A 26,047-nucleotide genomic window follows, 5' to 3' on the forward strand; every position below is an offset into this window, starting at 1 on the left:
GGCTGGAAGCTGTTCGGCACTACATTTTGATGCGCTCCATGCGTTTGCGCTGTAATGCTTTGCACTTGGCCTGTCGGCTGGAAGCTGTTCGGTACGACGTTCTGTTGTGCACCATGTGTCTGTGAAGTGATGCTGCCTACATACCCGCTCGATTGAAAGTTGTTCGGTACTACATTTTGTTCAGACTGTTGTGAAGTATAGCTATGTAGGTATCCTGACGGTTGAAGAGATGCACCTCTTGTCACATCAACGTTTAACGCTCCATAGCTTCCAGAACCCAAGTTGCTGCTCATACCATAGCCAGAAGAGATTCCCGTTCCATAGCTGGCACTATTGCTTGTATAAGATACCGGATTGGACGTTCCTTCGTTCACCTGCTGCACCAAATCCCGAAATTGTTGTTGACCTGGCTGGCGCAAGTACTCATTCGACATATGCCTATTCCTCCTATGCGATCGCATCTTATCCGTATGCCGCACTTATATTCACGGCGCACGATGTTAGTATGGATGAACAAGAGGAACAATTATGCATTTTACAGAAAAATTCAAGCAGCGATGAAACAAACATCAACCTCCTACTTTAGACCGGTTCATACGCTGACGGGAACTGTGATTGGAAGCCTCTACAGGAATGAGCTGACCGGCCTTGCCAAGGCCGAATGCAGGCATGTAGTTATAGACCGCTTCATACTGGCCAGGTTCAATCTGATACGTCTCATGGTAAACGCCAACCTCCCCGGCCTTGCCGGTCTGATGGAACTTGCGCCATGTTTCCTTATGGAACCCGTTTCTGGCATACCGCTCTAAGTCATCGTAGGAACGCCAGTACTGCACCAGCATCGGACCATTTCGCCCAATAAAATATTCGGCATGCAGAAAGCCATGCTCCTTCTCTTGATACAGCTCCTTCATCATACGCGGCATGGCCCGTGCGACTGGCAGCCATTTGCGTACCGCAAGCCAACGATTCACTCTCATCCCGATAATAAAGACAACGAATGAGCCTTCCATCTTGGCCGCAAAGCGCCCCATATGGATCCCCATCTCTATTCCTCCCTATTTTGCTAGCACTTCTAAATGCTCCATATAACAGGCCATAATATCATCTCCGCGCATCATAAGATGGGCCGTTAAATAGGCTCCATAAAAAATGGTAAACAGCATTTCCGTCATTTGCCCGACACTATAATGTTCTGTGGCTTCTCCTTTGGCGATCGCCTCTTCAGCAATTCGCTGCATGAGCACATAAAGATTTGGATCAATTGCGCGAGCCTGCTCCTCTTTCCCAGGGAAAAGCAGATGAATCTCAGCATCCGTCAACATCGGCATAAGTGGATGCATCTTCTCTTCTGCAAGCAGTCCCACAAGACGCAGCATGATGCCCGGCCGAGCATGGTCATCCTCAACAATGCAGGCGAATAAATGCTTGGCAGCATCCCAGCCCCGTAGCCCCTGTTCGTCGATTTCTAGCCAGCGCTTCGTCAACCACACGCACATGTAATAGACAAGCACATCTTCCTTTTTCGGGAAGCACTTAAAAAAGGTCACCTTCGACACTTCCACTTGCGCACATATATCTTCCACTTTCATCTCACGAAAGGATTGCTTCACACTCATGTCCAAGCAAGCTTCGTAAAGTGCTATTTTTGTCTTTGCCTTCTTCCGCTCTCTCAGCGGGACATTCAACATCACCATTTCTATTTCCAATCCTTTCTTGCCGGCAATGCTTTAAATATACCTGAGTAATTAAATTAACTCAAGTAAACTTTTTTGACGAGCGTAAATTCCCCTTCGTTTGGACTCTGTGCCCTTTTTATGTACAATGGAGTGGTAAGTAACTATAGAAAAGGAGATAGATACGTGTTTGAATGGAAAAATATTATTCGCGGGATTCTGATTGGGGCAAGTGACCTGATTCCCGGAGTAAGTGGGGGTACAATTGCCGTTGTACTCGGATTCTATGAGAAACTGATCGCTTCAATCAGCGGGTTCTTCAGCCGGGAGTGGAAGAAGCATCTAGGCTTCCTCATTCCGTTAGGCATCGGTGTCGGTTCAGCGATTTTGCTGCTTAGTAAAGTAATGAAGTGGCTATTGGCCGAGCATCCGCAGCCAACCTTTTTCTTCTTCCTTGGTCTTATTGTTGGTATATTGCCATTTTTGTGGAGAGAAGCAGATGGATCGCGCAACTTCAAGCCTGTCCACTATATTCTGCTGCTGATTGGAGCTGCTGCCGTAGCGTGCACAGCGTTTTTCAAACCAGACGATCATAACTCGATTATTGAGCTTACAGCATCCTCAGGGGTATTTTTATTTTTCGCTGGATGGCTGGGAAGCATGGCAATGATTCTGCCTGGAGTAAGCGGTTCATTCGTATTACTCCTGCTCGGCGCTTATCCGACGGCAATTCACGCCTTGTCAACACTGAACTTGCCGCTCATTGCCATTATTGGCGCCGGGGTAATCGTCGGATTCATTGTTAGCACGAAGTTCATCCGCTTCTTGCTTGCCAAGTTCCCATCAATCATGTATGCCATTATTATCGGCATGGTCGTTGGCTCTCTGGCCGTTGTTTATCCAGGACTGAACGGCTCAATCGGTACACTTGCCATTAGCATCCTAATGATGATTCTTGGATTTGCTGCTGCCTATGGATTAGGGAAGCAGCAGCCGCAATGATAAAGCTTCGACTACAACATGATTGCTTATACGACAGCAAGGCACCTCATCTTATTATCAGAAGATGAGGTGCCTTGCTGTATGAATGCACGATATGATGTTCAAATGCTGTAGGTAAGGTGCCAATATTATACGTGCTATGCCTCTAACGGGCATCTGACAGCTGGTGATATTGATTATGCAGCGGACGCAGCTCAAGCCAGCGTTGGAAGGATAAACCTTCCTGCTGCTCCTCATAGAGCGGATGCTCCGCCTCGCCAAGATGCGCCTCTGGCAGCTTCGATGAGCCCTGGAATGTCAATTGCACAGGCAATGTCAATGTATCCGGGTAGCCTGGAATTGCAGATGATAGGCGTCCCTTCACGTGGCGCACCTTGCTGGATGCCGAATGCCGCACATGTTCGGGATTAATTTGAACCCATACATCCCAGCTCACTTGCCCTCTGCCATTGCGGAACGGAACTGTCAATCTGCTGTGTATATAGTAATATTCATCGTCCATGATGCATTCATCCGGCGTCAATTGACACCGTTCTTCCCGTTCCCACGGCTCAATCTCCGTTACATAGAATGGTGCTGTACAATCCGTGTACACACTCGCCACAGGAGCATCGCTTGGCTTCCTTAATCGTGTGCGATGCCTCCGGCGTTTTCCTAGCAATTCTGCTCTACTTTCTCTCTCTTCCATATCTCTCCACTCCCTCTACTTATTTTTTACGCAAAAATAGGGAAAATGAAAGAGGGAAATTGTGAACATTTCTCAACAAAATTCTACAAAGTACAACAAAAATATTGTCTGTTCGTGTCGAATGATAAAAAAATGCGCCTTTATTCGATATTTCTCCCCTCTGTTTCAGAGGTAAATCAGATAGAAGTTGCAGATAGAATCTACGTGAAAGTCAATCGCATCCTAATGACAGCTCGTGGTCATGAATCTTCCCATAAAAAAACCTGCATGCGGCAGCTGCAGGTGGAAATGTAAAATATGATCCGTCGTTCCATCTTTATAGATTAACGATTAAGCAAGCTCCCTACATAGCGAAGCAATTCATTGGCGCAAACTGGGCAATACCCATGTTCCTCCATCAGTCTGGCTGAGACCTCATTAATGCGTTTCAACTGCGTTTCATCTGGCGTTTTCGTGGACGTCGTAATCTTGACGATATCCTTCAAGTCAGAGAACAGCTTCTTCTCTACCGCCTCACGCAATCGGTCATGGCTGTTGTAATCGAATTTGCGTCCCTTGCGTGAATACGAAGACAGCCGAATGAGGATCTCTTCCCGGAACGCCTTCTTCGCATTTTCCGATACGCCGATTTGTTCCTCAATTGAGCGCATAAGCCGCTCATCTGGATCCAGCTCCTCATCCGTAAGCGGATCGCGGATCTTCTTCCAATTGCAGAATGCCTCAATATTGTCTAGATAATTCTCGAACAAGGTCTTCGCAGATTCTTCGAACGAGTAGACAAATGCCTTCTGCACTTCCTTCTTCGCAAGGCTGTCGTACTCTTTGCGAGCAATCGAGATATAGTTGAGATATCGTTCCCGTTCCTCCTTCGTAATCGAAGCATGCTGATCCAAGCCGTCCTTCAAGGCACGCAGTACATCTAATGCGTTAATGCATTGAAGATTCTGCTTTATAAGCGCACTTGATATCCGGTTAATAACATATCGAGGATCTACGCCTGACATCCCTTCCTCGGAAAATTCACTTTGCATTTCCTTCAGATCATTGTCCTTATAGCCTTCTACCTCTTCACCGTCGTACATCCGCATCTTCTTCACTAAATCCATGCCCTGCTTCTTGCTCTCCTTCAATCGGGTCAAGATGGAGAATATAGCAGCTGCCTTGAGCGCATGCGGCGCAATATGAACATGACCCATATCGCTCTGACTGATCAGCTTCGAATAGATGCGCTCTTCCTGCGACACCTTCAAGTTATACGGGATCGGCATGACAATCATACGGGATTGAAGCGCCTCATTCTTCTTGTTCGCGATGAAGCCTTTGTACTCCGCCTCATTGGTGTGAGCGATGATGAGCTCATCGGCCGAAATCAGCGCAAATCGTCCAGCTTTGAAATTCCCCTCCTGTGTGAGCGACAGCAGATTCCACAGGAACTTCTCATCGCACTTCAGCATCTCCTGGAATTCCATCAAGCCGCGGTTCGCCTTGTTCAGTTCCCCATCGAACCGATACGCGCGCGGATCAGACTCCGAACCAAACTCCGTTATCGTAGAGAAGTCAATGCTTCCCGTTAAGTCCGCAATATCCTGCGACTTCGGATCCGATGGACTGAATGTCCCGATCCCAATCCGATTTTCCTCCGATACAAGCACTCGTTCCACCAGTACCCGCTCGATGTCGTTGTCATATTCCGTCTTCAATCGCAGTTGGCAAGACGGGCAGAGATTTCCCTCAATGCGAACACCCAGCTCGCGCTCAACCTCAGGCCGAAGTTCATTCGGTATCAGGTGCAGCGGTTCTTCATGCATAGGGCAGCCCTTGATTGCATATATAGCTCCCCGCTCGGTTCGGGAGAACTGCTCCATGCCCCGCTTCAGCATCGTGACCAGGGTTGATTTCCCTCCGCTCACAGGCCCCATCAATAGCAATATCCGCTTCCGCACATCAAGCCGCTTCGCAGCAGAGTGAAAATATTCTTCCACCAGCTTCTCAATGGCACGGTCAAGACCGAATATTTCCTTATCGAAAAACTTATATCTGGTCTGCCCGTTAACCTCTTCCACACCATACGACGCAATCATCTCATACACGCGCGCATGTGCCGTCATCGCCGGAGCGGGGTCACGACGCAGCAACTCGACATATTGTTTAAATGTTCCGGTCCAGGCCAATTGTTCACTTTCGGCACGATGTTCTGAAATCCGTTTGAATATGTCCATCCCTTTAAACCTCCATTGCTCCCGATTTGCAACACAGCCCTCCATCGCCGCTTTGCGTCTATCTCACTTTAGAGAAAAAATTAGTGTACTACATAACTATGCGGAACAAGCCTGTGAATATCACGAAATTTTCTGCATATACAAGCCCAACCTTTGGTTCGATCATGAGCATGGTATAATGGGACGAAGAGTTATAGGAAAGAGGCCGGAGAAATCATCACAAGATTTGTCCCCCTTTTTCATCGGGAAAGGAGAAACCGTTCGTATGGGCAAATCAACATCCCCTTCTACTCGAGCCAAAAAAACGAAACAATCTGCACGCTCACAGCGTGCATCGCCTGTCCGCTCGGATTCAATCGCAGCAGAGCTGGAGCAACAACATGAGACGGAGGAGACGAGAGAGAAGCAATTGGACTCGTCTAGAGTCATTCTTAAAGAATCAGAGCTGTACGCCCCAATTAAGACGTACTTTGAAGCGATTGGATATCATGTTCGGGGTGAGGTTCGCCATTGTGATATGGTTGCTATCCGCCCAGATGCACCGGAAGCAGAGCCGATTATTATCGAATTGAAGTCTTCCTTCAACGTAACGCTGTTGCTTCAGGCGCTTGATCGCTTAAAGCTGTCGTCGACCGTATACGTTGCTGTAGCCAAAAAAAAAGCAACCCGCAGCAGCCACCCGGTATCCGGACTTCGACAATTATGCGAACGGCTCGGATTAGGATTTCTGCTCGTCACCTTCTTTAAACGAAAGGCGCCATTTGTAGAGGCAATCTGTCATCCTCCAGGATGGGTAGAGCAAGCAGATCAAGCCGTATATAAGCCGAAGCCAGTCAGACCGTCCAAGACTAGAGCTGCAAGGCTTGTCCGTGAATTCCATGCGCGCAGCGGCGACTATAACGTAGGCGGCACGACGAAGCAGCCGCTCGTTACAGCCTATCGTGAGAAAGCGCTTCGAGTGGCTAATGTACTGCAGGAGGGCCCGCTTCGAGCTGCAGTTGTTCGCAGCAGAGCTGGAGTTGGTGATGCGGCCAGCATTTTGCAGAAAAATTACTACGGGTGGTTCGAGCGCCAGAGCCGGGGGATTTATGCATTGACCTCCGAAGGGACAGCGGCTATTGCACAATATGCGAATATTCTTGCGCAGCTGCCAGGATTATCGCCTTAGTCCATTTTCGGATTTATTACCCTGTCGCGGCAACAGATCGTTAGCCTTCTATCTGAGACCTGTCCAATGCAATCCACTTCTAACCCCATCCAGTTTCAAAAAAAAAGCAAGCAGCCCAGACAGGACTGCTTGCTTCTCATGATCTCTACATTTACGAACGTTTTGCGTACGATTGCTTACACACCAGAGTAACGGCCCAAGAATTCGGAGGCTGCCTCTGTCAGGCGCTCCATTCCGGTACGGATGACACTCGGCTGCGCAAACGAATAGTTAAGACGCATTGTGTTGCGATTTGGTTCACCTGCATAGAAGGACATGCCCGGAACGAATGCTACACCCTTCTCTACAGCAACCTTGAGCAATGCTTGGGCATCCAAGCCTTCAGGAAGCTCTACCCAGAAGAACATGCCGCCTTGAGGCGTATTCCACTTCGCGTCCTTCCACATCTCCTGCTGCAATTCGGAGGCCATCGTCTCCATTCGTTCTTTGTACACGGAAGACAGCTTGCGAATATGTCCATCCAGATCAAATACTTCTGGCAAGAGCATCTCACTAAGGATCAGCTGATCCAGAACACTGGAATGGAGATCCGCAGATTGCTTCGCCCGAGCCATCATGCGAATAACCTGCTTATCCGCAACGATCCAGCCTGTGCGCAGTCCCGGGGCAACTGTCTTACTGAACGTGCTCGTATAGGCTACAATTCGCTCCTCTGTTTTCCCTTCCAGGGAAGCGATATTAGGTACCTTGTTATCTGTAAACTTCAAATCTCCGTATGGATCATCCTCAAATATGAGAACTTCATGCTCGCGGCATAGATCCAACAACGCTTGTCTGCGCTCCAGGCTCCATACTCGCCCTGTCGGATTGCTGAACGTTGGTACTACATATACAAATTTCGGATTATGTTCTTTCAGCTTAGCAGCCAAATCTTCCGGAACCATACCGTTGCTGTCGCTCTCCACCGGAATGATGCGGGCGCTGTAGGAACCAAGCACTTGCAGGCAAGCAAGATAAGTTGGATTCTCCACGAGGACAACATCACCTGGATCCAGCAATGCTCTTGCGTACAAGTCAATCGCTTGCTGAGAGCCTGATGTAACTAGAATCTCATCTGCTTCCGATTCAATGCCGCGATTGGCTTGCATACGAGCAGCCAGTCTCTCACGCAGCACAACGGCACCTTCTGTCAATCCGTATTGCAAGGCTTGCGGGCCTTGACGGAATACACGCTCAGAAGCTTCACGAATCGCATCAATTGGGAACAGTTCGTCTGCCGGTAATCCTCCAGCGAAAGAGATTATCGACTTGCCCTGTGTTAATTTCAAAATATCGCGCACTACCGAGCTCTCTACAGAGCGAACGCGAGCAGAAAAATTATATTGCATAACGGTATCATCCCTTCCTATTTCCAAAAATGATACACCCAACGCTTTATTAATGCAATGGTGAGTATGATTTGCAGTCATCACAATCTTGTCACATGTAAGCGCATCCGGCATCATAAATACATGATATAGAAATTGAACGCAAAGTTTAAAGCCCCTTCATTGCTGGGTGCAATACTACTACTATTCTATGTCTTATCGAAGGTAACTACTATACCCCAATACATTTTAATAATCGATCAAGGTACAACAGCTCATGTTATCGTCCAAAAAAGGAGCACCCTGTCACCGAAGCTGGTGATGAGACGCTCCTTTTTCATATGCAATCATGATGAAATTAACCTTAACTACCCGCTATGCGCTTGGCTCTCCTCCGCGAAGCAGTCCATACATCATGCGGAATGGAATCGAAATAATAATGCAGACGCCTTCTCCTGGTGAAGCATCCCACGTCATACTGCCATTCAACAGAAGAACACGGGCACGGAGGAGCTTCAGTCCCTTCACCTTCGCACGTTCATTGAACACAGCTGCTGCTTCAAAACCAACTCCATCATCTTCATATAGAATGACAATTTGCCCTTCATCCTTACGTACTTGAAGGTCAATATTTTTAGCATAAGCATGCTGGGCTGAATTATGCAGAAGCTCCTGCACCATACGGAATACATGCAGCTTCATAGCCGGATACAGTGCATCAATCCCAGCTTCCTGATCCACTTGGAAATGAACGCGCTCGCTCCACTCTCCGCATTCCCCTTCAATATATTGCCGAACCGCATTAGCGAAGCCCGCCGTGTGCATAAGCTGCGGATCAAGCCCCAGACAGGTATGCCGCAGTTCCATATTCACGTCTGTCAACTGCTTCTCTACTTGAGCTAGCTGCTCCCGAAAAGCGGTCGCTTCCGTGTTTGCTTGAATGGCATCAAGCTGCATGCCAACATCATGCAAGCGCCGCATAACCGTATGCTGCAGCATATTGGACAGTTTTCCTTTGTCCTTCTCCATAGAGCCGAACATTTTCTCAATCACCCACGGCCCTGTTGTTAAGGATTGCAAGGTTACAGGCTTCCGTTCGGTTTCCCGTTTCAGCTGCTCTACTTGCGTATTCAGCAAATGAATCATCATCACTTTCTTCATGCCGATATTCATATAGCGGATTAACTGACGTATCCATTCTTGTTCCTCCATGTTCAGCTCAGCTCCATCTTCACGATGTGCGACTACCAAATACGCAATGTACACATCATGCCGCTCAACCTCGAACCAATAAGCCGACTCGGAATAGAATTGACCCGAACGAACTCGCCGCTCCACATCTGTTGCATCGAGTCCACCATCAATATAGAGCTCGATATCATTATGCGGGTTTTTGATCACAAGTGCTGCCCCCCGAACCTTCAAGGTCTTGATGAGGGAGTAGAGGATCGCCTTGCTCCATTCCTGCATCGTATCTAGTGCAGTTAATTGAGCCGTAATCAGCTGCAGCGACTCCTTCAGCCGCTGATTGCTCGGATAAATTGCTGTTGTAAGCTTCCGATTGAAGTATGGGAAGCTGTACAGCAGAACGGACAATAAGATAACGATAAAGCCAAAGCTGAATATATGCTGCACGATCGTATGAGATTCAACAAAGATGATCGCATTCAATCCAACAAGGAGCGCCCCCGGAACCATGGCGATAAGAACAAGCGACACGACCCGCTTAATGACAATCTCAAAGTCAGACAATTTATGGAAGCGATTCAAATACACAAAGCTTAATGGCAGCAGCAATGTGAACCACCCCGTCAATAGCGGCGGTACAAGCGGATCCTGACGGAATATCATTGGAACATAGGTCAATAACAGGATTGGTGTAAATGCAATCCCCATCCATATCCACACATAACGAATGACAGATGCGATATGAGGTGAGCTTAATCGATTGCGATAATAAGTGGATGCGATCCAATAGAAATTGTAGGCCACTCCGCTCACAAAGAGCCAATCGGCTACGATATTGTCAATTTGGTACACATCGTACACATAATCGGTCATAAGAAGCGTTGTTTTTAACACAAAGTATAAGCCAACGATTCCATAGAACACGTGAATGCCGCGCCGTGAATATGCGATACCCGCTTTCTCATAGAAAAATTGTGCAATGAAGTGCAGCAGAACGATCGGTATTAAGGCTACGGCGCACCAAATAATAATCTGACCAAGCATATCTCCCCGGAATGTAGCTCCCATGCTCATATAGATGATGACCATTATAAGCAGCAAGCAGGACAACATTCTCATGGACAAGCTGGAACGTTCCTTCCACCATATGTATCCTGCAAGTACAATGAAGATAAACTCACTCGCAAACGGCAGCACTCCGGAAAACGGATGACGAGGTTCGTACGCTATATCGATAAGCCTGCTATGCCCAGAGTGATCAATAACGATATATTCCGCTTGTTCAATCGTGTGCCATCGTCGGACGGTTGGATGTTCATTTGGCGGGTTGCCGTTAATGCTAATGATCCGGTCACCAACCTGCAGCTGGTGTCTTGTCGCGAATGCCTCTTTTGAGAATTCGGCGATTGTCCATACCCCTTGCTCTACCTGCACACGAATCCCTAAATAAGGATACCGAACCGTTACAAATACGAACCAGCACTGCAATACGAGTAATACTAATAACCCTATTTTTGTAATCGTTTTCAAATTTTTCGATTTTATTCCTTTTTTCTCCATCTCTCTTCTTTACCCCTGACAGAAGAATCATTTATCGACAAATTTCATCACAAACCTTTCTTTATTCTAACGAACGCTTCCTGTAACTTCAATGCAAGATTTGTATGAATTTTGCATCTCTTCCCCCAATAATGATAGAATTCATGCTAGAATGGGTAATGTTTTTACGTTACCATTCGACTTCTTTCGAGGTGATTCAATTGCAACCAACAGCACAGACGGAACGCGACACGGCACGTCGCTCCCGAACGAAGACGAGCGGAGCTAGCGCCAAATGGTTTCTCCTCTTCTGGGTCATTATGATCGGTATTGGAGTAACGGCTACTTACTTCTACAGCACCCATATGAAGAAAACAATGCTTCAGGAAATTCAAGTGCAAACCGAGGCCCAACTGCAGCAAGTCAAATTAGACTATGAAAAGCAGCTCGGCGAGTTAAATAAGAAGATGGATGCCATGCAAAGCAAAGTTCAATCGTTCAATGAACTACTTACGTTTACAAAGGATAATACTTCGAACAAAACGGACAACAGCAACAAGCTGTATACACAATTGAACGAAGTGAAGAAGCAGCTTGCGGAGCTGCAGAAGAAGATGGATTTGTTGAAATAACAAGCGAGGCGGTTTTTATGAAATTGCAAGTAAAAGTGGTCAATCGGCTCTTCATGATGATCACTGCACCTTTTCTTGGCATGATGATCTGGATGCTGATCTCTTCGCAGAGCGTATCGCTTCAATTCGATAACAAGCCGCTTGCGGAGCCAGCAGCATTCAATAAGACGCAGGCTCAAGTATCCGCTCAATTGGATCAAGCGAAGGCGACGGCCGTCTATACAATCGAATCCGTACGACGTATCTCTACCTTGTATAATCGGACGACCACAACGATGAATGACATCGTTCAATCGGCGAATAGCCAAGCGAAGCGGCCAGAGCGTATCTATGATCGCCGGATATCATCGCGGCTCGGCACACCGAAGGAGCGCATCGACAGCGAGAAGCTGCGCGCGGAATTATACACAATCAATCAGCCCACTTATCGTGGATATGCGATGAAGGTCAAATTGAAGGATCCGCAGGCAATGCAAATGACGCTTGGCCGCGACGAGTATGGTGGATCGGAGACGACGATGCAAGCTGTGAAGCGGCATAATGCCATTGCTGGCATTAACGCTGGCGGTTATGCAGAGAGCAGAGGCAAACGCTATCCACTTGGAACGACCGTGGTGAATGGCAAATACGTCCCCTCATTCGAGCCAAGCTTCAAGAATCTGTCCTTCGTCGGCATGGACATCAATTCCCGCTTGATTGGCGGACAGTTCTATCAGAAGGAAGAGCTGGACAAGCTTAAGCCTGAATATGGAGCAACCTTCGTCCCTGTTCTATTAAAGAATGGTGCGAGTCTTACGATCCCTGATAAATGGAAGACGTCACCCGCGAGGGCGCCCCGTACCGTTATCGGCAATTACAAGGATGATCAGCTGCTCATCTTAGTTGTTGACGGCTATAACGAAGGCGGCAGCTCCGGTGCTACGTTGGAGGAACTGCAGCGCAAGCTGGCGAATCTCGGCGTAAGAGATGCATACAACCTGGATGGTGGAGGCTCATCGACGCTTGTATTCAATGGACGAGTTGTCAACACACCATCTGATGGCGAGATGCGATCTCTTCCTACTCATTTCTTGTTCTTCAAATGACAACTTACGGAACAACCTGCATTTCATATTTTCATTTTGGTATGTTTTGGGTATAATAAAGGCATCCATTGGGGGTGTGCATATCATGTCCGTAACTTTTGGGATCATTATGCTCGTATTCGCAATGTTCATCGTAGCTATGTTAACAGCTGGCTACAATGAGGATAAGACGAGCGGCTTGTAAGAAGAAGGAGCTTTCCGATTGCGGAAGGCTTCTTTTTATGCTTCCATTTCTAAATATGGATACATCCGGTTGGATTGACACCCGTTACCTAACTTGATACGATAAGAATAACGAGGCATTTCACCCCACTGGGGCGAGATGCCTTCGTGCATATTTATAGGATTTTACATTTAATGGTCTACTGTGAGGAAAGGACTGATGCAATGATCCAGGTAAGAGAGTTTGTAGACGTAGGCTCAGTGACAGCGGAGCAGAAGGCAAATGAGTTTTTGGCAACGCTGCAGGAAGAGCAAGTTATTGAGATTAAATACTCGGCAGGTTATCGCCCAAATCGCGAAATCTCCGAGCAAAGAAGCTGTATATTGGTCATCTATCGGACAGCTAGCGTTCCTGCTGGGAAGCATGAGCCATAGCTGCGATACACCGAACATTTGAAAAGGAGAGGTTTGTCATGATGCAGCATTTTCAGGCAGTAACAAGAAACAGCGAGGATCGAGGAACACTGCGGCAGCTTCGCAAGGATGGACGGCTGCCTTGTGTCCTGCTGCACAAGGGGACGAGCGTGAATCTTCACTTGGATGAGAAGAAGTTCTCCATGTGGGTCAGAGATACGACAAGCAGCCAGTTGGAACTCAGCTTAGACGGGGCAGATTCGATTACGGCTACCGTCAAGGAGATTCAGCGTCATCCTGTTACGAATGACATTGTGCATGCTGACTTACTGCGTGTGTAATTCCCCTGCATTTCCTTCAAGCACTACTACAAGTATAATCATACAGCCAAGGTCGGAGAATCTCTTCTCCCCTTGGCTAATTTTATTTATAGCTCCACAAATTAAAAAGAAGCATCACCGAGTGTGATGCTTCGCCTCTTGTTTCTCTTTATCGAGCCAAGTGAGTCATGTCATGCATACATTGTGCGCATATGTATCGATCCTTGAAATCCGCTACCCCATCCATTGACCCACAAAATACGCATTTCGGACGGTAGCGCTCTAAAATAATATGATCTCCTTGAACCAAAATTTCAACAGGATCCCCTTCGTTCATCTGGTAGCGCTTCCTCAGCGATTTGGGAAGTACGATACGTCCCAGCTGATCGACTTTACGGACAACACCGGCAGGTTTCATCAGTTCCACCTCTCTTGAATATTCTCTTCTCTCATGTTTACCCTCGAAACTACTGCCCCTACTACTTCGATGCCTCGATCCAAAATCCTGCTGAAATTTGTCAATTCAATTCGTTTTTATTCAAATCTTGTAATATGGTGCAATTACCGCAAATTAAAGAAGTCTACTTGACGCAGTGCTTCATATACGACAATTGCCGCTGCATTAGACAAGTTGAGTGACCGTACCTTATCCGTCATTGGCATGCGCATGCATGTCTCTGGATTCGCATGAATGATCTCCTCAGGGAGACCTTTTGTCTCCTTGCCGAATACGAAGAAGTCCCCATCCTGGAACGAGAAGTCACTGTAGCAGTTGTCTGCTTTCTTCGTCGAGTAGAAGAAGCGGCCGTCCTTGTATTTCTCCTGAAGTTCTTGGAACGAATCATAGTAATGAATCGTTACTGCATACCAATAATCGAGACCTGCACGCTTCAAGGTCGCATCGTCCGTTCGGAACCCGAGTGGACGAACCAAGTGCAGATGAGTACCCGTCGCTGCGCAAGTGCGCGCAATATTTCCTGTGTTAGCTGGTATTTCTGGTTCAACCAGAACGATGTTGAAAGCCATCTGATGTTCACCTCACATATTTCATTGTTATATTATACACCAATATGGCAAGCCTATAGATTTCCGTGCACAGCAAGTAAATTGATCTTATTGCACCATGTTCATAGAGGTGGGTTTGACATTGGATTTTGCATGAATTATTATAGTTCTACAATCGAATGATTCGACTATTGAACGATTTGATTATCGAACCATTTAATATCATAAGGGAGCTATTGTTGTGAAACGAGATGCCAAAACCGTCATCGAACGGTATATAGCCGCAGAATTTACAGTAGTGAAGCATTTATTTAACGAGATCGGAGAAGCAATCCCCAATCATCTAACCATCGATCAATACCAGATTATGTGCGTACTTCATCAGCGAGGGCAGTGCACTTCCACCGATCTGGCCGCTGTATTCAAGGTCGTCAAGAGCTCCATTACCGCCATTATAAATAGACTTGTCGATCACGGATATGTAGAACGAACACCTGCTGAGGAGGATCGTCGCGTCATCGAACTGTCCTTAACCGAGGAAGGGCAGATGGTCTATGAGCAAGTGGATAAGCAGGTACAGGATATTGTCTCCTCTTATCTGACTCATTTCAATGAAACGGAAGTCGAAACCTTCATCGGGACGTACGAGAAGCTCGCCCGCTTGATGACAGAAGGGAAGAATCAAACATGAAAACGATACTAAAAGCAAGATGGGCCGTCATGACGGCCTGGATTGCGGTTGCTGTTATTCTTGCCATAGCAGCACCGTCGCTATCTGAGCTTGTGAAGGAGCATGGTACGATTGGCGTACCTGACGGCTACTCCTCTGCAGAAGCGATCCGCATCATGGATGAAGTGTCCAATGCGAAAGGCAATGCACATGAAACGAGTATGGCACTGGTCTTCCATAATCCAAATGGATTGACGGATAAGGATACCAAAGATATTCTGCATGCTATTCAGCAGCTCAATCAAAACAAAAACAGCCTTCATATCGTCTCCATGCTCGAACCATACGGACAGTCGGAATTGAAGGATAAATTAATTTCCAAAGACAACAAAACCGTACTCACCTCCCTGTCAGTCAGTACCGAGACAGCGAATCCGGTAGAAATTCGTGATCAAATCAATAAAGAACTTGCTTCTACTTCTGTTGAACACTACATTACCGGTCGCAAGCTGATTGAAAATGACCAACTCGTCAGCTCACAAGAGGGCTTGAAGAAGTCGGAACTGATTACCGTTGTATTCATTCTAGCCATCCTATTTTTCGTCTTCCGCTCGATCGTCGCAGCCTTCATTCCGCTGCTAACAGTCGGTCTGAGCTACATCATTTCACAATCCATTGTCGCATTTCTTGTCGAAAGCACCCAATTCCCGTTATCGACGTTCACGCAAATCTTTATGGTGGCTGTCTTATTCGGAATTGGAACGGATTACTGCATCCTGCTCCTCAGTCGGTATAAGGAAGAGCTCGCTAAGCACGACGATCTATGGGATGCGATTGCCGCTACGTACCGTACTGCCGGCAAAACAGTCCTCTTCTCCGGAATCGCCGTACTTGTCGGTTTTTCCGTGATTGGATTTTCCGAATTCAATTTGTATCGTTCTGCCGTTGCAGTTGCCATTGGAATTGCGATTATGCTGCTCGCGTTAGTAACGGTCGTACCGTTCTTCATGGCCGTGCTCGGCAAGAAGCTGTTCTGGCCAGCGAAGAAATCGATTGAGCATAAAGAAAGCCGTTCGTGGGGTGCCATTGGCTCATTCTCACTGCGCCGACCGCTGGCAGCGATGCTCGTGGTTGCAGCCGTCACTGTGCCATTCCTAATATCCTATAAAGGTGAAGTATCGTTTAACAGCTTGGAGGAAATCGGTGATAAATACGATTCCGTCAAAGCCTTTAATATTATTGCAGACAGCTTCGAGCCTGGCGAATCCATGCCAACCCAGGTCGTCATCAAGAGCTCTTCCCCGCTTCAGGTGGGCGAATATATGGCCGTAGCTGAGAAAATGAGCCGTGAGCTGATTAAGGTAGATGGTGTATCGGGCGTTCGCAGCCTTAGCCGACCTGCAGGCGATGAAATCAAGGACTTCCAAATTACCGAACAGATCAAGACACTTGACAGCGGCCTGTCCAAGGGAAATGACGGATTATCCAAAATTAAAGATGGATTGTCCGAAGCGAGCAACGAATTAAGCAAAAACGAGCCTAAGCTCAAAGAGGCAGCTAGCGGAGCAGCACAGCTCACCGCGGGAACCGAAGAACTGAAATCCGGAATCAAGCAGCTGAATGAGGGACTTGGCCGCATTGAATCTGGCATTCGCGATGGTTCTGCCGGTGCCGGCCAACTGCAGCAAGGTCTGAAGCAGGCCAAGGAGAGTGCGCAAAAGCTGGGCCAAGCCCATCAGAAGCTGCTCGATACCTATAAGCAGATTGGGCAAGGTCTCACTGAAATAACAAGCGGCGTTGGCCAAATGAATACACAATTCAGCGAATTGACCAAATCGCTGCAATCGTTAACGACTCGGTTCGCCAGCTTGGAGGAACGATTCCCTGATTTGTTGAGAGACGCTGATTATATGGCGATTCGCGGTACCGTAACCGCTGCTGGGCAAGGGGCAGCCCAATTATCCGGCGCTCTTGGACAGATGCAATCTACATTAGCGAAAGTAAACGGAGGCATGGCTCAGGCGAACCAAGGCTACGAGCAAGCCACTACCGGCCAGAAGGCGCTGGCATCAGGGTTCGATCAGCTCATTGCAGGCATCTCGCAGCTAGAGTCAGGTCTGAAGCAGGCAGCCAGTGGCCAAGGCCAAATCATTAGCAAAGTCCCTGGCATCATAACAGGACTTGATAAACTTCAAGCTGGCCAAAAACAGATCGGAGACGGCTTCTCGCAATTATCTGATCAGATTGGCAAGCTGACGACCGGCTTGAAGGATGGAGCCGATGGATTGACGCAAGTATCGGATGGGCTCAACTCTGCTCAGGGATATTTGCAAAATGTAAGTACAGCGCCCGATAAAGAGCTTGGCGGCTGGTTCGTTCCTGATGAAGTATTAACGAATGACGCCTTCCGCAAAGCGCTCGATATGTACTTATCCGAGGATCGCAGTGTAATGACCTTGGACGTCATCTTTGCTGATAATCCATATGGAACCCCGGCTATCGATCGGATCGACGCTGTGAAGGCAGCTGTGGATCGCAGTGTGAAGGGAACTTCCTTGGAAAAGGCGACGATCGCAGTTGGCGGTGTATCGAGCACGTTTGCCGACTTGAAGCAAATGTCTGGTGAAGATTATATGAGAACTGTAACGTACATGATCATCGGCATATTACTCATCCTGATTGTCCTGTTCCGATCCATCATTATGCCGCTGTATATCGTAGCATCCTTGCTGCTTACCTTCTTCACTTCGATGGGAATTACGGAAGTGATCTTTACGAAGATGCTGGATTACTCCGGCGTTACATGGGCAGCTCCATTCTTCGGCTTCGTTATGCTGATGGCACTTGGCGTCGATTACAGCATCTTCTTGATGGAGCGCTTCAATGAGAATAAGCATCTGGATGTGAAGGATGCAATCCTATACGCGATGAAAAATATGGGGACGGTTATTATTTCTGCCGTAATCATCTTAGGAGGAACATTTGCTTCCTTCTATCCATCAGGCGTACTGTCCATGATGCAAATTGCAACTGTCGTATTATCCGGACTTACCCTGTATACATTCCTCATCCTGCCGTTCTTCGTACCCGTCATGGTCAAGACGTTCGGTTCTGCCAACTGGTGGCCGTTCTTCCATAAGCAGCTGGACGAGAAAGCGAAACAGCAAGTTAGTGCCTAAACTGCTTTTCTAGGTCACTTGAGTATTAATCCATTGAATATCCATTAAATATCCATTGATCACATGAAATACATCCGCAATGTTGAAGAGGAACCGAGCATCGGTTCCTCTATTTTTTACACCCAGTTTACGTTTGCTTAATATGCCGCTGACGAATATCCTTCATAATGTTGGTATATGGCATTCGATCGTGAAGCAATTGGTGCACGATATCGAATGCAGTAAATCGTTCAACCGATTACTTACTAAAAGAATTGTGGGAGGGACTATTTTGAAATCCAAAATTTTAGTTGTTGATGACGAACCTTCAATCTCTACCCTCATTGAATATAATTTGAAGCTGGCCGGCTATGACGTTCTGTGTGTTTATGATGGGGAGGCTGTATTTGATGTTCTATCCACTTTCCGTCCAGATCTGATCATACTTGACCGCATGCTGCCGAAGAGCGATGGATTGGAAGTATGCCGCAAGCTGCGCGTGGCGAACAATATGGTGCCTGTCATTATGCTGACAGCGATGCATGAAATAGGCGATAAGATTGATGGATTAGATAATGGGGCTGACGATTATATGACGAAGCCTTTCTCCCCGCAGGAGCTTATATCCCGCATTCAGGCTGTTATGCGCCGCATCCGTTCCCTTCCTCTTGTAGATGAAGGACAGGTGTACCAAATCGGCAGTCTGCACGTCATGGCGGATCAGCGTGAAGTGAAGCTGGAAGGCCGGGATGTGGAGTTAACTCCGAAAGAGTTCGAACTGCTCGTCTTCCTATGCCGTCATCGCGGCAAGGTATTGAGCCGACAGCAGCTGCTGCACGGCGTATGGGATTATCACTTCCTCGGCGATACACGCATCGTCGATGTCCATATTAGCCATCTGCGCGACAAGCTGGAGAAAAACGCGCGCAGCCCTGAATATATCATGACGATTCGCAATGTAGGCTACAAGCTTACAGAACCGACAAAGCGTCACTTGGCCTAACTTATTCCTCATTTCCGATATAGCCCCGCCTGTTTCCCCGAGCAGGCGGGGTTTTTATTTGTTTTTCCTGCATAATCAACTCACTGGGCTATTATGAATGAACGAACACAATTACATGACCATGGAGGTTGCTATGGCGAACATCGTTAAAATTCGAGCAAGTGTTTTTATACCTATGTCTTGGACGGAGCCGAAGCAAGAGTTGGATACGGGAAATATCATTCAATACGAAGGCGACACTCGCGAATTTACACCGTATGCCGTAAACGCGATGCGTTCCAGAGTTGAGCAAGAAGTTGTTGTTGATTTTTATAAAAAGGAAGTGTTCTCCTATTCGAATACTGGCATCACAACCGAAAAAGTGACTCACCCAGATGGCTCTGAGCATAAAAGAACCGGCAAAGCCAGTACAGAGGGAATTTTGTGTTCCCATATTCGTTGGGGATCTAATGAAGTCATGTTCCAAATGCGTGCAAGTGCCAGTAATCCATTATTAGCACTTGCGCCTCCTGTTGATTATTTATTACACATACGAGTTACAGAAAATGGTGCCGTTGAAGTTGAGGGCAGCCATGATGGATTCCCGTGTTTTGAATTTTATAAGCAAGTAGACTTTGGGGCATTTAAACAAATCTATATTCATGATTTCAGAGAAACCGGAGATACCGCTCAAGCTCTGGCCGGGGAAATGGAGTACCATTTCAAAAAAGTGTTATAACGGAAATTGGCACTCAATACACGCATACAAAAAAACGAGTTAGCGGGAAACACTCCCCACTAACTCGTTGTTACTTATAAGAACAATGATTTCACGTTTCCCTTTAACCGTTGCGCTGTTGGAACTGCTTCATGAACTGCGCAAGAGCCTCACAGCTCTCGTATGGAACTGCGTTATAGATGGAAGCACGGAGCCCGCCAACGCTGCGGTGTCCTTTCAGACCTACGAATCCTGCTTCGCCAGCTTGCTTAATGAAGGCCTTCTCAAGCTCTTCGTCCGCCAAGCGGAAGGTCACGTTCATAAGGGAGCGGCTTCCGCGCTCCGCACAGCCGCGATAGAACTCTCCGCTAGCATCAATCGTGCTGTACAAGAGTTCTGCCTTAGCTTGGTTATCGCGTTCAACCTGCTCAAGCCCGCCGCGCTCCTTCAGCCATTGCAGCACCAGATTGACCATGTAGATGGAGAAGGAAGGTGGTGTATTGTACAAGGAATTATTTTTATAATGAGTACTGTAGCGAAGCATCGTCGGAATCGTCTTCGGGCTGCTCGCAATTAGTTCTTCCTTCGCAATGACGACGGTTACTCCAGATGGCCCCAGATTCTTCTGAGCGCCTGCGTAGATCATGCCGAACTTGGATACATCTACTGGACGGCACAAAATGTCACTGGACAAATCCCCAATAAGGGGTACAGAACCACTGTCTGGATAAGCATGGTACTGCGTTCCGCCAATTGTCTCATTGGAAGTGATGTGCACATAGGCCGCATCCTCTGGTGCGACTACCTCTTCTGGCGTCGGAACGCGCATAAAGCGATCCGCTTCTGTCGAAGCAATAACGCGCGTTGCACCAATCAGCTCGGCTTCTTTAATTGCTTTCTCCGCCCAGCTTCCGGTATGTACATATGCGCCTACTTTGCCTTCAGTGAGCAAATTCATCGGCACCATCGCGAATTGTGTGCTAGCTCCGCCTTGCAGGAACAATACATCGTACCCGGAAGGAATGTTCAGCAGTTCCTTCAGCAATTGTTTCGCTTCATTATGAACCTGTTCATATACCGCTCCGCGGTGCGACATTTCCATAATGGACATGCCTTGCTCTTGAAAATCTACGAATTCGGCTTGTGCTCGCTCCAATACAGCCAGCGGCAGCGCTGCCGGCCCTGCATTAAAATTGTACGCGCGATGTTGTCCCATCGGTTTCTCCCACCTTTGTCTCCATGACTAGCATGTTCGTAGGCGTCCATAAAATGATCCGAACGTCTTCTGCTAGCGATATTTTATCGATAATGATAGCAGTATTTGGGTTCGCCATCAAGGAGCAATCCATATGTTTTGCAATAGATTGACTTAGTCATCGAGCGATACTCATTACTTATAAGGTATAGTTGAACCCATAATGGTTAAGCTTTACCTACGGATTCCCCCTTAACGAGGGTAACGTAGACGCGCTCATGCTCAACCTTCTCCTCCGCAATCATCTTAAGCAGCTGCTCGCATGCGAGCGAGCCCCACTTGTGCTTGGAATAATCGATGGTTGCGAGTCGCGGCTGCATATAGCGAGTCAGCTCAATATTGTCAAACCCGATCAGATGAATATCCTCGCCAACACGGAGCTCTGTATCTGATATGCGATTATACAACCCAACCGCCATCTCATCGTTCAAGCAGAATACAGCAGCTGGCCTAGTGTACTCCTGCATGATTTGCTCGGCAGCCTTTTCACCGCCGCTTTTGTTGAAGTCGCCGACGATTTCAACCCACTCTACATTCGCTGCCCGATCCGATACGAGCTTCACTGCCTTCATCCGCTGCTCGGAATCATATGATCCAGGCGGGCCTGTCACAATATAAATCTTCTGGTGCCCCTGCTCCACCAAATATTCCGTCGCCAAGGTCGCACCCGCCTTGTTATCCAACAGCACCTGATTAATGTTCGGATGATCCAATTCCCGATCCATCACCACAATCTTATGATTGCGATCAGCGTACATAAGCAGTTCCTCGCTCGTGAACGTCTGATCGAGAATGACGGCGCCGTCGATCATTCGTTCCGGCAGCATACGGTGAGACTGCTTCCCACTGCATACGATCAGATCATAGCCCTGCGCATTGCATACCTTCTTCATGCCGTCCAGCAATTCGCCATATACTTCGCCCTTGAAGTCTGTTAAAAAGGCGCCGATGATCTTCGTTTCTCTTTTTTTCAAATTGCGGGCAGCGGCGTTCGGTACATAGTTCAATTCTCTGGCAATAGCCAATATTTTTGAGCTTGTCTCATCCGTCACCTTGCTGCTGCCATTCAGGGCATAAGATACCGTTGAAATTGACACTCCTGCTTTTTTAGCGATATCCTTTATACTGACCACGTGTCCTCAATCCTCCGTTTGATAACCAATCCTTCTTCCTTATGATGTTGCATCTGTTCGGATGCCGCTTTGTCTTACTGAGATGTGCCGATGTCCGTTCATGCTCTTCAGATGTCCTTTCCCTATTGTAGCATTATAGGGAAAAGGGCGACCCGGAAAAGATCGCCTTTGCCTTCCTTACATCCATATTTCAATCCGATTTGCACCGTTTTTCCATTCGGGTTCCATATCCGCACTGGCGATTTGTATGCCACCCTGCCGATACGGGTTATTCAGCCGCTCCGCATTCACCTGCGTCCCATTTATCGCCGCGCGGCTCACGCCACCGCCTGCAATATGATAGATGAAGGTAACCTGTCTTCCGGCAAAATGATAGTCAAAATGCACCCCATCCATCGTGTTCGGAAGCACAGGATCAATGACCAAATCGCCTCCAGCCTGCCGAATACCAAGCACATTTGCAATTAGTTGATTCATATAGATTCCCGGACCACTGGAGTAGATTCTCCATCCGCCCTTCACCTGCACCGATCCACTGCGAAGCGCATCCATATTCGCCTGCGCCTCATACCGGGAATGAAACTTCCCGTCAGAGCTGCTGAAGTAGGCATTGCTTTGGCGCAGCTCTGCGTTAGGGACGACTTCCCGAATACCAACAGGATTAATCGTCTCCAAGCCCCGCCAAGCATCGTTCGCACACCCAAGCTTCGCCATCGCTTCAACATAACGAATATGCGCATGCACATACTGCAGTCCTACCTCGCGTCCGAAGTTCGACGCCTGCTCAGCCCGCTTAAAGTGAGTGCTGACGCCGCCCGCATATTGAGCCGGTCGATTCATAAGCCGCACACCATCCGGGAACGAGAGATTATCCTGAATCAAGCGATAATTAATGTGAGCCTGCTTCTCATCGACCAGTTCGGCAATAATGCTGCGCGTCATCGGCAGAAGCCGGTATTGAATGCCAGTATCCGTATCTGTCGGATGCAGCATCAACTTGGCATGCGCCGGATCTTCCATATAGATGAAGCCGGGAATAACCTCCGTGTGCAGCATATAGCGCTTATAGTCCTGTTCAATGCCGGATGCGATCTCTTGCAATTCCTCAGCTAGCTTCTTGTCCACTGCCAGCAGCACATCAGCGAATTGCTTCATTGCTTGATACGTAAGTGCCACGGTCCAACTGCTGATCATATATTTCTTCAACTGCGCATTCGCCGGCTGCAGCGTATCATCCCAATCTCCATCGCCATAAGATGATAAATGCGTATCATGTAGGAAATGATTGCGAATATACGAGATTTCCTTGATGGCATGCTCCAGTATGGTCGCCTTATCCGCCGTAAAGTCAAAACGCTGCTTCATGGTATAAGGAACCTTTTCCTTCAAAATACTGTAATCCCCGGTTGCCGTCAAATAATCACCCAGCACCTTGAGCGGCCACACGATAATATCCCCGTGGCTCTCCTCCTGCTGTACCGTAAAGTACTCATCGAACATAAACCATTGCGGCCAGTTTCCATCATCCTCATATTGGTGGGAGTAGACCATCTTCACAATATCCCGCACCTGCTCGTACTTATGAGTAGCCATGAAATATTCAACTGGCCCTTGGCATACGTCACGTGTTCCCCAAGCCGCTCCGCCATACTGTTCTAGTCCATGCGGCACTGCATAATGAACGAGCATGTTATGTGTGTACCACCACGCCAAGGCATTCATCTTGAACAGCTCATCGGACTGCCCCGCTCCATACGATAGATGGAATTCGTTCATCAAGCCTTTCAAAAATGCACGGTATGCGTCCATTTCGGTTTGGATATCACGTGTCCCCGGGGAGTGTTCCGAATTCGCTGCGTTCTCTCGTCCGTCCAGCAATCCCTGAATTGTTAACGTCCATTCTTGATTCATATCAAGCTGCATGACAACAAGTGAAGCGTCACCAGATTGGATGCCGCTTGCCAGCATCGTCTCATCACCGATCGTCACTGACGCCCCTTCCACCCACATGCGATATTCAAGATTCGGGCACACCTTAGCGCTCAGCGATTCCCGATTCGCATGGAAGATCAGCGTTCCGCCCTCCTGCTTCATGTGAACCGGAAGCTCGAACTCGTTGACATTCATCGTCACTTGATTGGTGACCACATACTTATAGGCCGTTCCATTCACAGAGCGGACGTTCAAGCGGATCTCAGGCGCGTCCGATGCCGTGTAATTCGTCACAATTAGCATGTCGTCGTCAGTCTTGTAATACCAGCGCGCGTAATTGAAGCCCATCTCGAACATAGACGGCATCGCGAGCAGGCGATACTTTCCGTTCAAGTGTATATAGACGCGTTGCCCAGACGTCTTTGGCACGTTCAGCGGGTTGCGGGCATTGCTCATCATTTTATTGAAATTTGTGTTGCCGACCACCACATGCGAGTTGAAAATGCCGTACATATAAGCAGTCGACGTTATGACCTGCGCGCCAAGCTTCACGCTGGTTCCGCTCATTACGATATGACCATGCGGACGTTCAACGAGCAGTTCCTTCTCCTTCAGCACGACATGCTCGTAGGAATCTGTGAAGAAGGACAACAGCTTGCCATCTATACGCTCTTCCTGATTTCGTTCCGGGAAAAGCGCCTGTACTTCTGCTTCTGTCATCGAAAGCGTCCGCAGGGGTTCAGCAATATCGGCATTGTATTGGACAGGATTTAACGGATTCGATGCTGCATTTTTTTCGTTGGCAGCTATATGACTTGACTCGGACAAGTAGGCTTCCCATGCCTGCCGGACCTCGTCCCGATACTCCAGCTCCGTTATTGCAGCCGCATGGTCTGTTTTGTACAGGCCATAAAATACAAACCGCTCTTCTCCATGAAGCATAACACGCTCTGATTGCAGCGCAGTATAGGCACACTCGTACTGATACACTTCATTGGAAAGACAAGGCTTGATCACACTCACTGGTATGTTGGTTTCCTTATAGGACAATCCGAAAAATTGAAACCCGTCAGTCGAGTAGCCAATCGCACGGCTGAGCGCTCCCTGCTGCATATAAGGGAATACTCCACCTTGCGGTTGATTCTGGCGTGAGCATACAACACAGCCGATCTCTTCATCCTCGAAGACAGCATGATCGATATATTGCGACAGATACGCCTCGTTGCTGCGTACCGCACCTACTGAAGCAATGCCAAGATCTTGGCCATACAGGATATCGACGGTTACACCTTCCCCGCGTACCGCAATATCCCAGAACCAAATGCCCTCTTTCAGAAGTGCAAAGGTAACCGTATACGCTACTCCCTCGACGGCCCCTTCCCATACGGCCTGGTTCCCTTCCACCCGCACGGCGCTGCGTGAGCGAATCCCGAGCAGCGGATAGAAGCGGATACCCGAATCGTCGTGAATCCGCAGATATAAGTTATTGAGCGAGCCATCAAGCGGACTCGTCACCAACTGATTGAGCATGATCTGCCCGCTAACTGCTTGATGCAAATCACCGCTCGGCCAAAATGTAAAGCGCAATTCGCCGGCTTGTATCGTAAACTTCGACTGCGTTGATCGCTCTATTGTCGTCATGTCTGCCCTTCCTCCTATCCCAGCTCATAGCAAGGCATCTATTGTATCTATAAATCTAGTTCTAGTTGTTCTAGTAAGGCTATGCTTTTTTGA

At 47.9% G+C, this 26,047-nt stretch carries 23 protein-coding genes; 10 read left to right on the top strand and 13 right to left on the bottom strand.

Features of this window, described 5'->3' with window-relative positions; translation table 11 throughout:
- The 3 genes from BLS15_RS00005 to BLS15_RS00015 form a co-directional block, all read right to left on the bottom strand.
- The coding region (locus BLS15_RS00005; protein WP_217635858.1) for a hypothetical protein at nt 1-434 on the bottom strand (434 nt) is incomplete at its 3' end.
- Between the two features lie 135 nt (nt 435-569).
- A complete protein-coding gene (locus tag BLS15_RS00010) occupies nt 570-1,046 on the bottom strand; it encodes a DUF4188 domain-containing protein (protein ID WP_090509256.1) in 477 nt (158 codons plus the stop codon).
- Between the two features lie 12 nt (nt 1,047-1,058).
- On the bottom strand, nt 1,059-1,697 hold the full coding sequence (locus BLS15_RS00015; protein ID WP_021252570.1) for a TetR/AcrR family transcriptional regulator: 639 nt from the start codon (nt 1,695-1,697) through the stop codon (nt 1,059-1,061).
- A gap of 120 nt (nt 1,698-1,817) precedes the next feature.
- On the opposite strand from BLS15_RS00015, the gene BLS15_RS00020 reads away from it, so the two are divergent.
- On the top strand, nt 1,818-2,678 hold the full coding sequence (locus BLS15_RS00020; RefSeq protein ID WP_051249843.1) for a DUF368 domain-containing protein: 861 nt from the start codon (nt 1,818-1,820) through the stop codon (nt 2,676-2,678).
- Nucleotides 2,679-2,823: 145 nt separating this feature from the next.
- On the opposite strand, the gene BLS15_RS00025 is transcribed toward BLS15_RS00020, so the two are convergent.
- Nucleotides 2,824-3,366 carry a DUF2199 domain-containing protein gene (locus tag BLS15_RS00025; RefSeq protein ID WP_028531910.1) on the bottom strand — a complete coding sequence of 181 codons (543 nt, stop codon included), beginning with the start codon at nt 3,364-3,366 and terminating at the stop codon, nt 2,824-2,826.
- Nucleotides 3,367-3,689: 323 nt separating this feature from the next.
- A complete protein-coding gene (locus BLS15_RS00030; protein ID WP_021252573.1) occupies nt 3,690-5,585 on the bottom strand; it encodes a PrkA family serine protein kinase in 1,896 nt (631 codons plus the stop codon).
- Nucleotides 5,586-5,850: 265 nt separating this feature from the next.
- Between BLS15_RS00030 and BLS15_RS00035 the strand changes: the two genes are divergently transcribed.
- On the top strand, nt 5,851-6,753 hold the full coding sequence (locus BLS15_RS00035; RefSeq protein WP_021252574.1) for a DUF2161 family putative PD-(D/E)XK-type phosphodiesterase: 903 nt from the start codon (nt 5,851-5,853) through the stop codon (nt 6,751-6,753).
- Nucleotides 6,754-6,929: 176 nt separating this feature from the next.
- Here BLS15_RS00035 and BLS15_RS00040 read toward each other — a convergent pair whose 3' ends face one another.
- On the bottom strand, nt 6,930-8,141 hold the full coding sequence (locus BLS15_RS00040) for an aminotransferase-like domain-containing protein (protein WP_021252575.1): 1,212 nt from the start codon (nt 8,139-8,141) through the stop codon (nt 6,930-6,932).
- Nucleotides 8,142-8,495: 354 nt separating this feature from the next.
- Entirely contained in the window at nt 8,496-10,868 is a 2,373-nt protein-coding gene (locus BLS15_RS00045; protein WP_090509257.1) for a sensor histidine kinase, read from the bottom strand.
- A gap of 200 nt (nt 10,869-11,068) precedes the next feature.
- Here BLS15_RS00045 and BLS15_RS00050 point away from each other — a divergent pair, with 200 nt between their 5' ends.
- From BLS15_RS00050 to BLS15_RS00065, 4 genes are all read left to right on the top strand, one after another.
- Entirely contained in the window at nt 11,069-11,479 is a 411-nt protein-coding gene (locus BLS15_RS00050; protein ID WP_021252577.1) for a hypothetical protein, read from the top strand.
- A 17-nt stretch (nt 11,480-11,496) separates the two neighbouring features.
- Nucleotides 11,497-12,564, top strand: coding sequence for a phosphodiester glycosidase family protein (locus BLS15_RS00055; RefSeq protein WP_028531906.1), 1,068 nt, complete (start codon nt 11,497-11,499; stop codon nt 12,562-12,564).
- Nucleotides 12,565-12,951: 387 nt separating this feature from the next.
- On the top strand, nt 12,952-13,161 hold the full coding sequence (locus tag BLS15_RS00060) for a sporulation protein Cse60 (RefSeq protein ID WP_021252579.1): 210 nt from the start codon (nt 12,952-12,954) through the stop codon (nt 13,159-13,161).
- Nucleotides 13,162-13,199: 38 nt separating this feature from the next.
- On the top strand, nt 13,200-13,481 hold the full coding sequence (locus BLS15_RS00065; RefSeq protein ID WP_028531905.1) for a 50S ribosomal protein L25: 282 nt from the start codon (nt 13,200-13,202) through the stop codon (nt 13,479-13,481).
- A gap of 148 nt (nt 13,482-13,629) precedes the next feature.
- On the opposite strand, the gene BLS15_RS00070 is transcribed toward BLS15_RS00065, so the two are convergent.
- Both BLS15_RS00070 and trmL read right to left on the bottom strand, forming a co-directional pair.
- The gene (locus BLS15_RS00070) at nt 13,630-13,878 is read right to left on the bottom strand and encodes an AbrB/MazE/SpoVT family DNA-binding domain-containing protein (protein ID WP_021252581.1); all 249 of its coding nucleotides are present in this window, start codon (nt 13,876-13,878) and stop codon (nt 13,630-13,632) included.
- A gap of 143 nt (nt 13,879-14,021) precedes the next feature.
- Nucleotides 14,022-14,486 carry a tRNA (uridine(34)/cytosine(34)/5-carboxymethylaminomethyluridine(34)-2'-O)-methyltransferase TrmL gene (gene trmL / locus BLS15_RS00075; protein ID WP_021261527.1) on the bottom strand — a complete coding sequence of 155 codons (465 nt, stop codon included), beginning with the start codon at nt 14,484-14,486 and terminating at the stop codon, nt 14,022-14,024.
- 220 nt (nt 14,487-14,706) lie between these two features.
- Here trmL and BLS15_RS00080 point away from each other — a divergent pair, with 220 nt between their 5' ends.
- The 4 genes from BLS15_RS00080 to BLS15_RS00095 all read left to right on the top strand — a co-directional run bounded on the left by BLS15_RS00080 (nt 14,707) and on the right by BLS15_RS00095 (nt 20,014).
- A complete protein-coding gene (locus BLS15_RS00080; RefSeq protein WP_021252583.1) occupies nt 14,707-15,156 on the top strand; it encodes a MarR family winged helix-turn-helix transcriptional regulator in 450 nt (149 codons plus the stop codon).
- A complete protein-coding gene (locus BLS15_RS00085) occupies nt 15,153-18,314 on the top strand; it encodes an MMPL family transporter (protein ID WP_028531904.1) in 3,162 nt (1,053 codons plus the stop codon). The genes BLS15_RS00080 and BLS15_RS00085 overlap by 4 nt, the downstream gene beginning before the upstream one ends.
- 271 nt (nt 18,315-18,585) lie before the next feature.
- Nucleotides 18,586-19,296 (top strand): response regulator transcription factor, encoded by a 711-nt coding sequence (locus BLS15_RS00090; protein WP_021252585.1) that lies wholly within the window; start codon nt 18,586-18,588, stop codon nt 19,294-19,296.
- A 133-nt stretch (nt 19,297-19,429) separates the two neighbouring features.
- Nucleotides 19,430-20,014, top strand: a complete 585-nt coding sequence (locus tag BLS15_RS00095; RefSeq protein ID WP_021252586.1) for a DUF3238 domain-containing protein — start codon at nt 19,430-19,432, stop codon at nt 20,012-20,014.
- Between the two features lie 103 nt (nt 20,015-20,117).
- Here the strand turns inward: BLS15_RS00095 and serC are convergent, their stop codons facing one another.
- The 4 genes from serC to BLS15_RS00110 all read right to left on the bottom strand — a co-directional run bounded on the left by serC (nt 20,118) and on the right by BLS15_RS00110 (nt 25,954).
- On the bottom strand, nt 20,118-21,209 hold the full coding sequence (serC, locus tag BLS15_RS00100) for a 3-phosphoserine/phosphohydroxythreonine transaminase (RefSeq protein WP_021252587.1): 1,092 nt from the start codon (nt 21,207-21,209) through the stop codon (nt 20,118-20,120).
- Nucleotides 21,181-21,327, bottom strand: coding sequence for a hypothetical protein (locus BLS15_RS28805; protein ID WP_175460692.1), 147 nt, complete (start codon nt 21,325-21,327; stop codon nt 21,181-21,183). The genes serC and BLS15_RS28805 overlap by 29 nt, the downstream gene beginning before the upstream one ends.
- 88 nt (nt 21,328-21,415) lie before the next feature.
- Nucleotides 21,416-22,381: a LacI family DNA-binding transcriptional regulator gene (locus BLS15_RS00105; protein WP_021252588.1), complete on the bottom strand. Its 966-nt coding sequence runs from the start codon at nt 22,379-22,381 to the stop codon at nt 21,416-21,418.
- A 177-nt stretch (nt 22,382-22,558) separates the two neighbouring features.
- The gene (locus BLS15_RS00110) at nt 22,559-25,954 is read right to left on the bottom strand and encodes a GH36-type glycosyl hydrolase domain-containing protein (RefSeq protein ID WP_028531903.1); all 3,396 of its coding nucleotides are present in this window, start codon (nt 25,952-25,954) and stop codon (nt 22,559-22,561) included.
- Nucleotides 25,955-26,047: the final 93 nt, after the last annotated feature.

This window comes from Paenibacillus sp. cl6col (assembly GCF_900102125.1).
Taxonomy (GTDB): Bacteria; Bacillota; Bacilli; order Paenibacillales; family Paenibacillaceae; genus Paenibacillus_B; species Paenibacillus_B suaedae.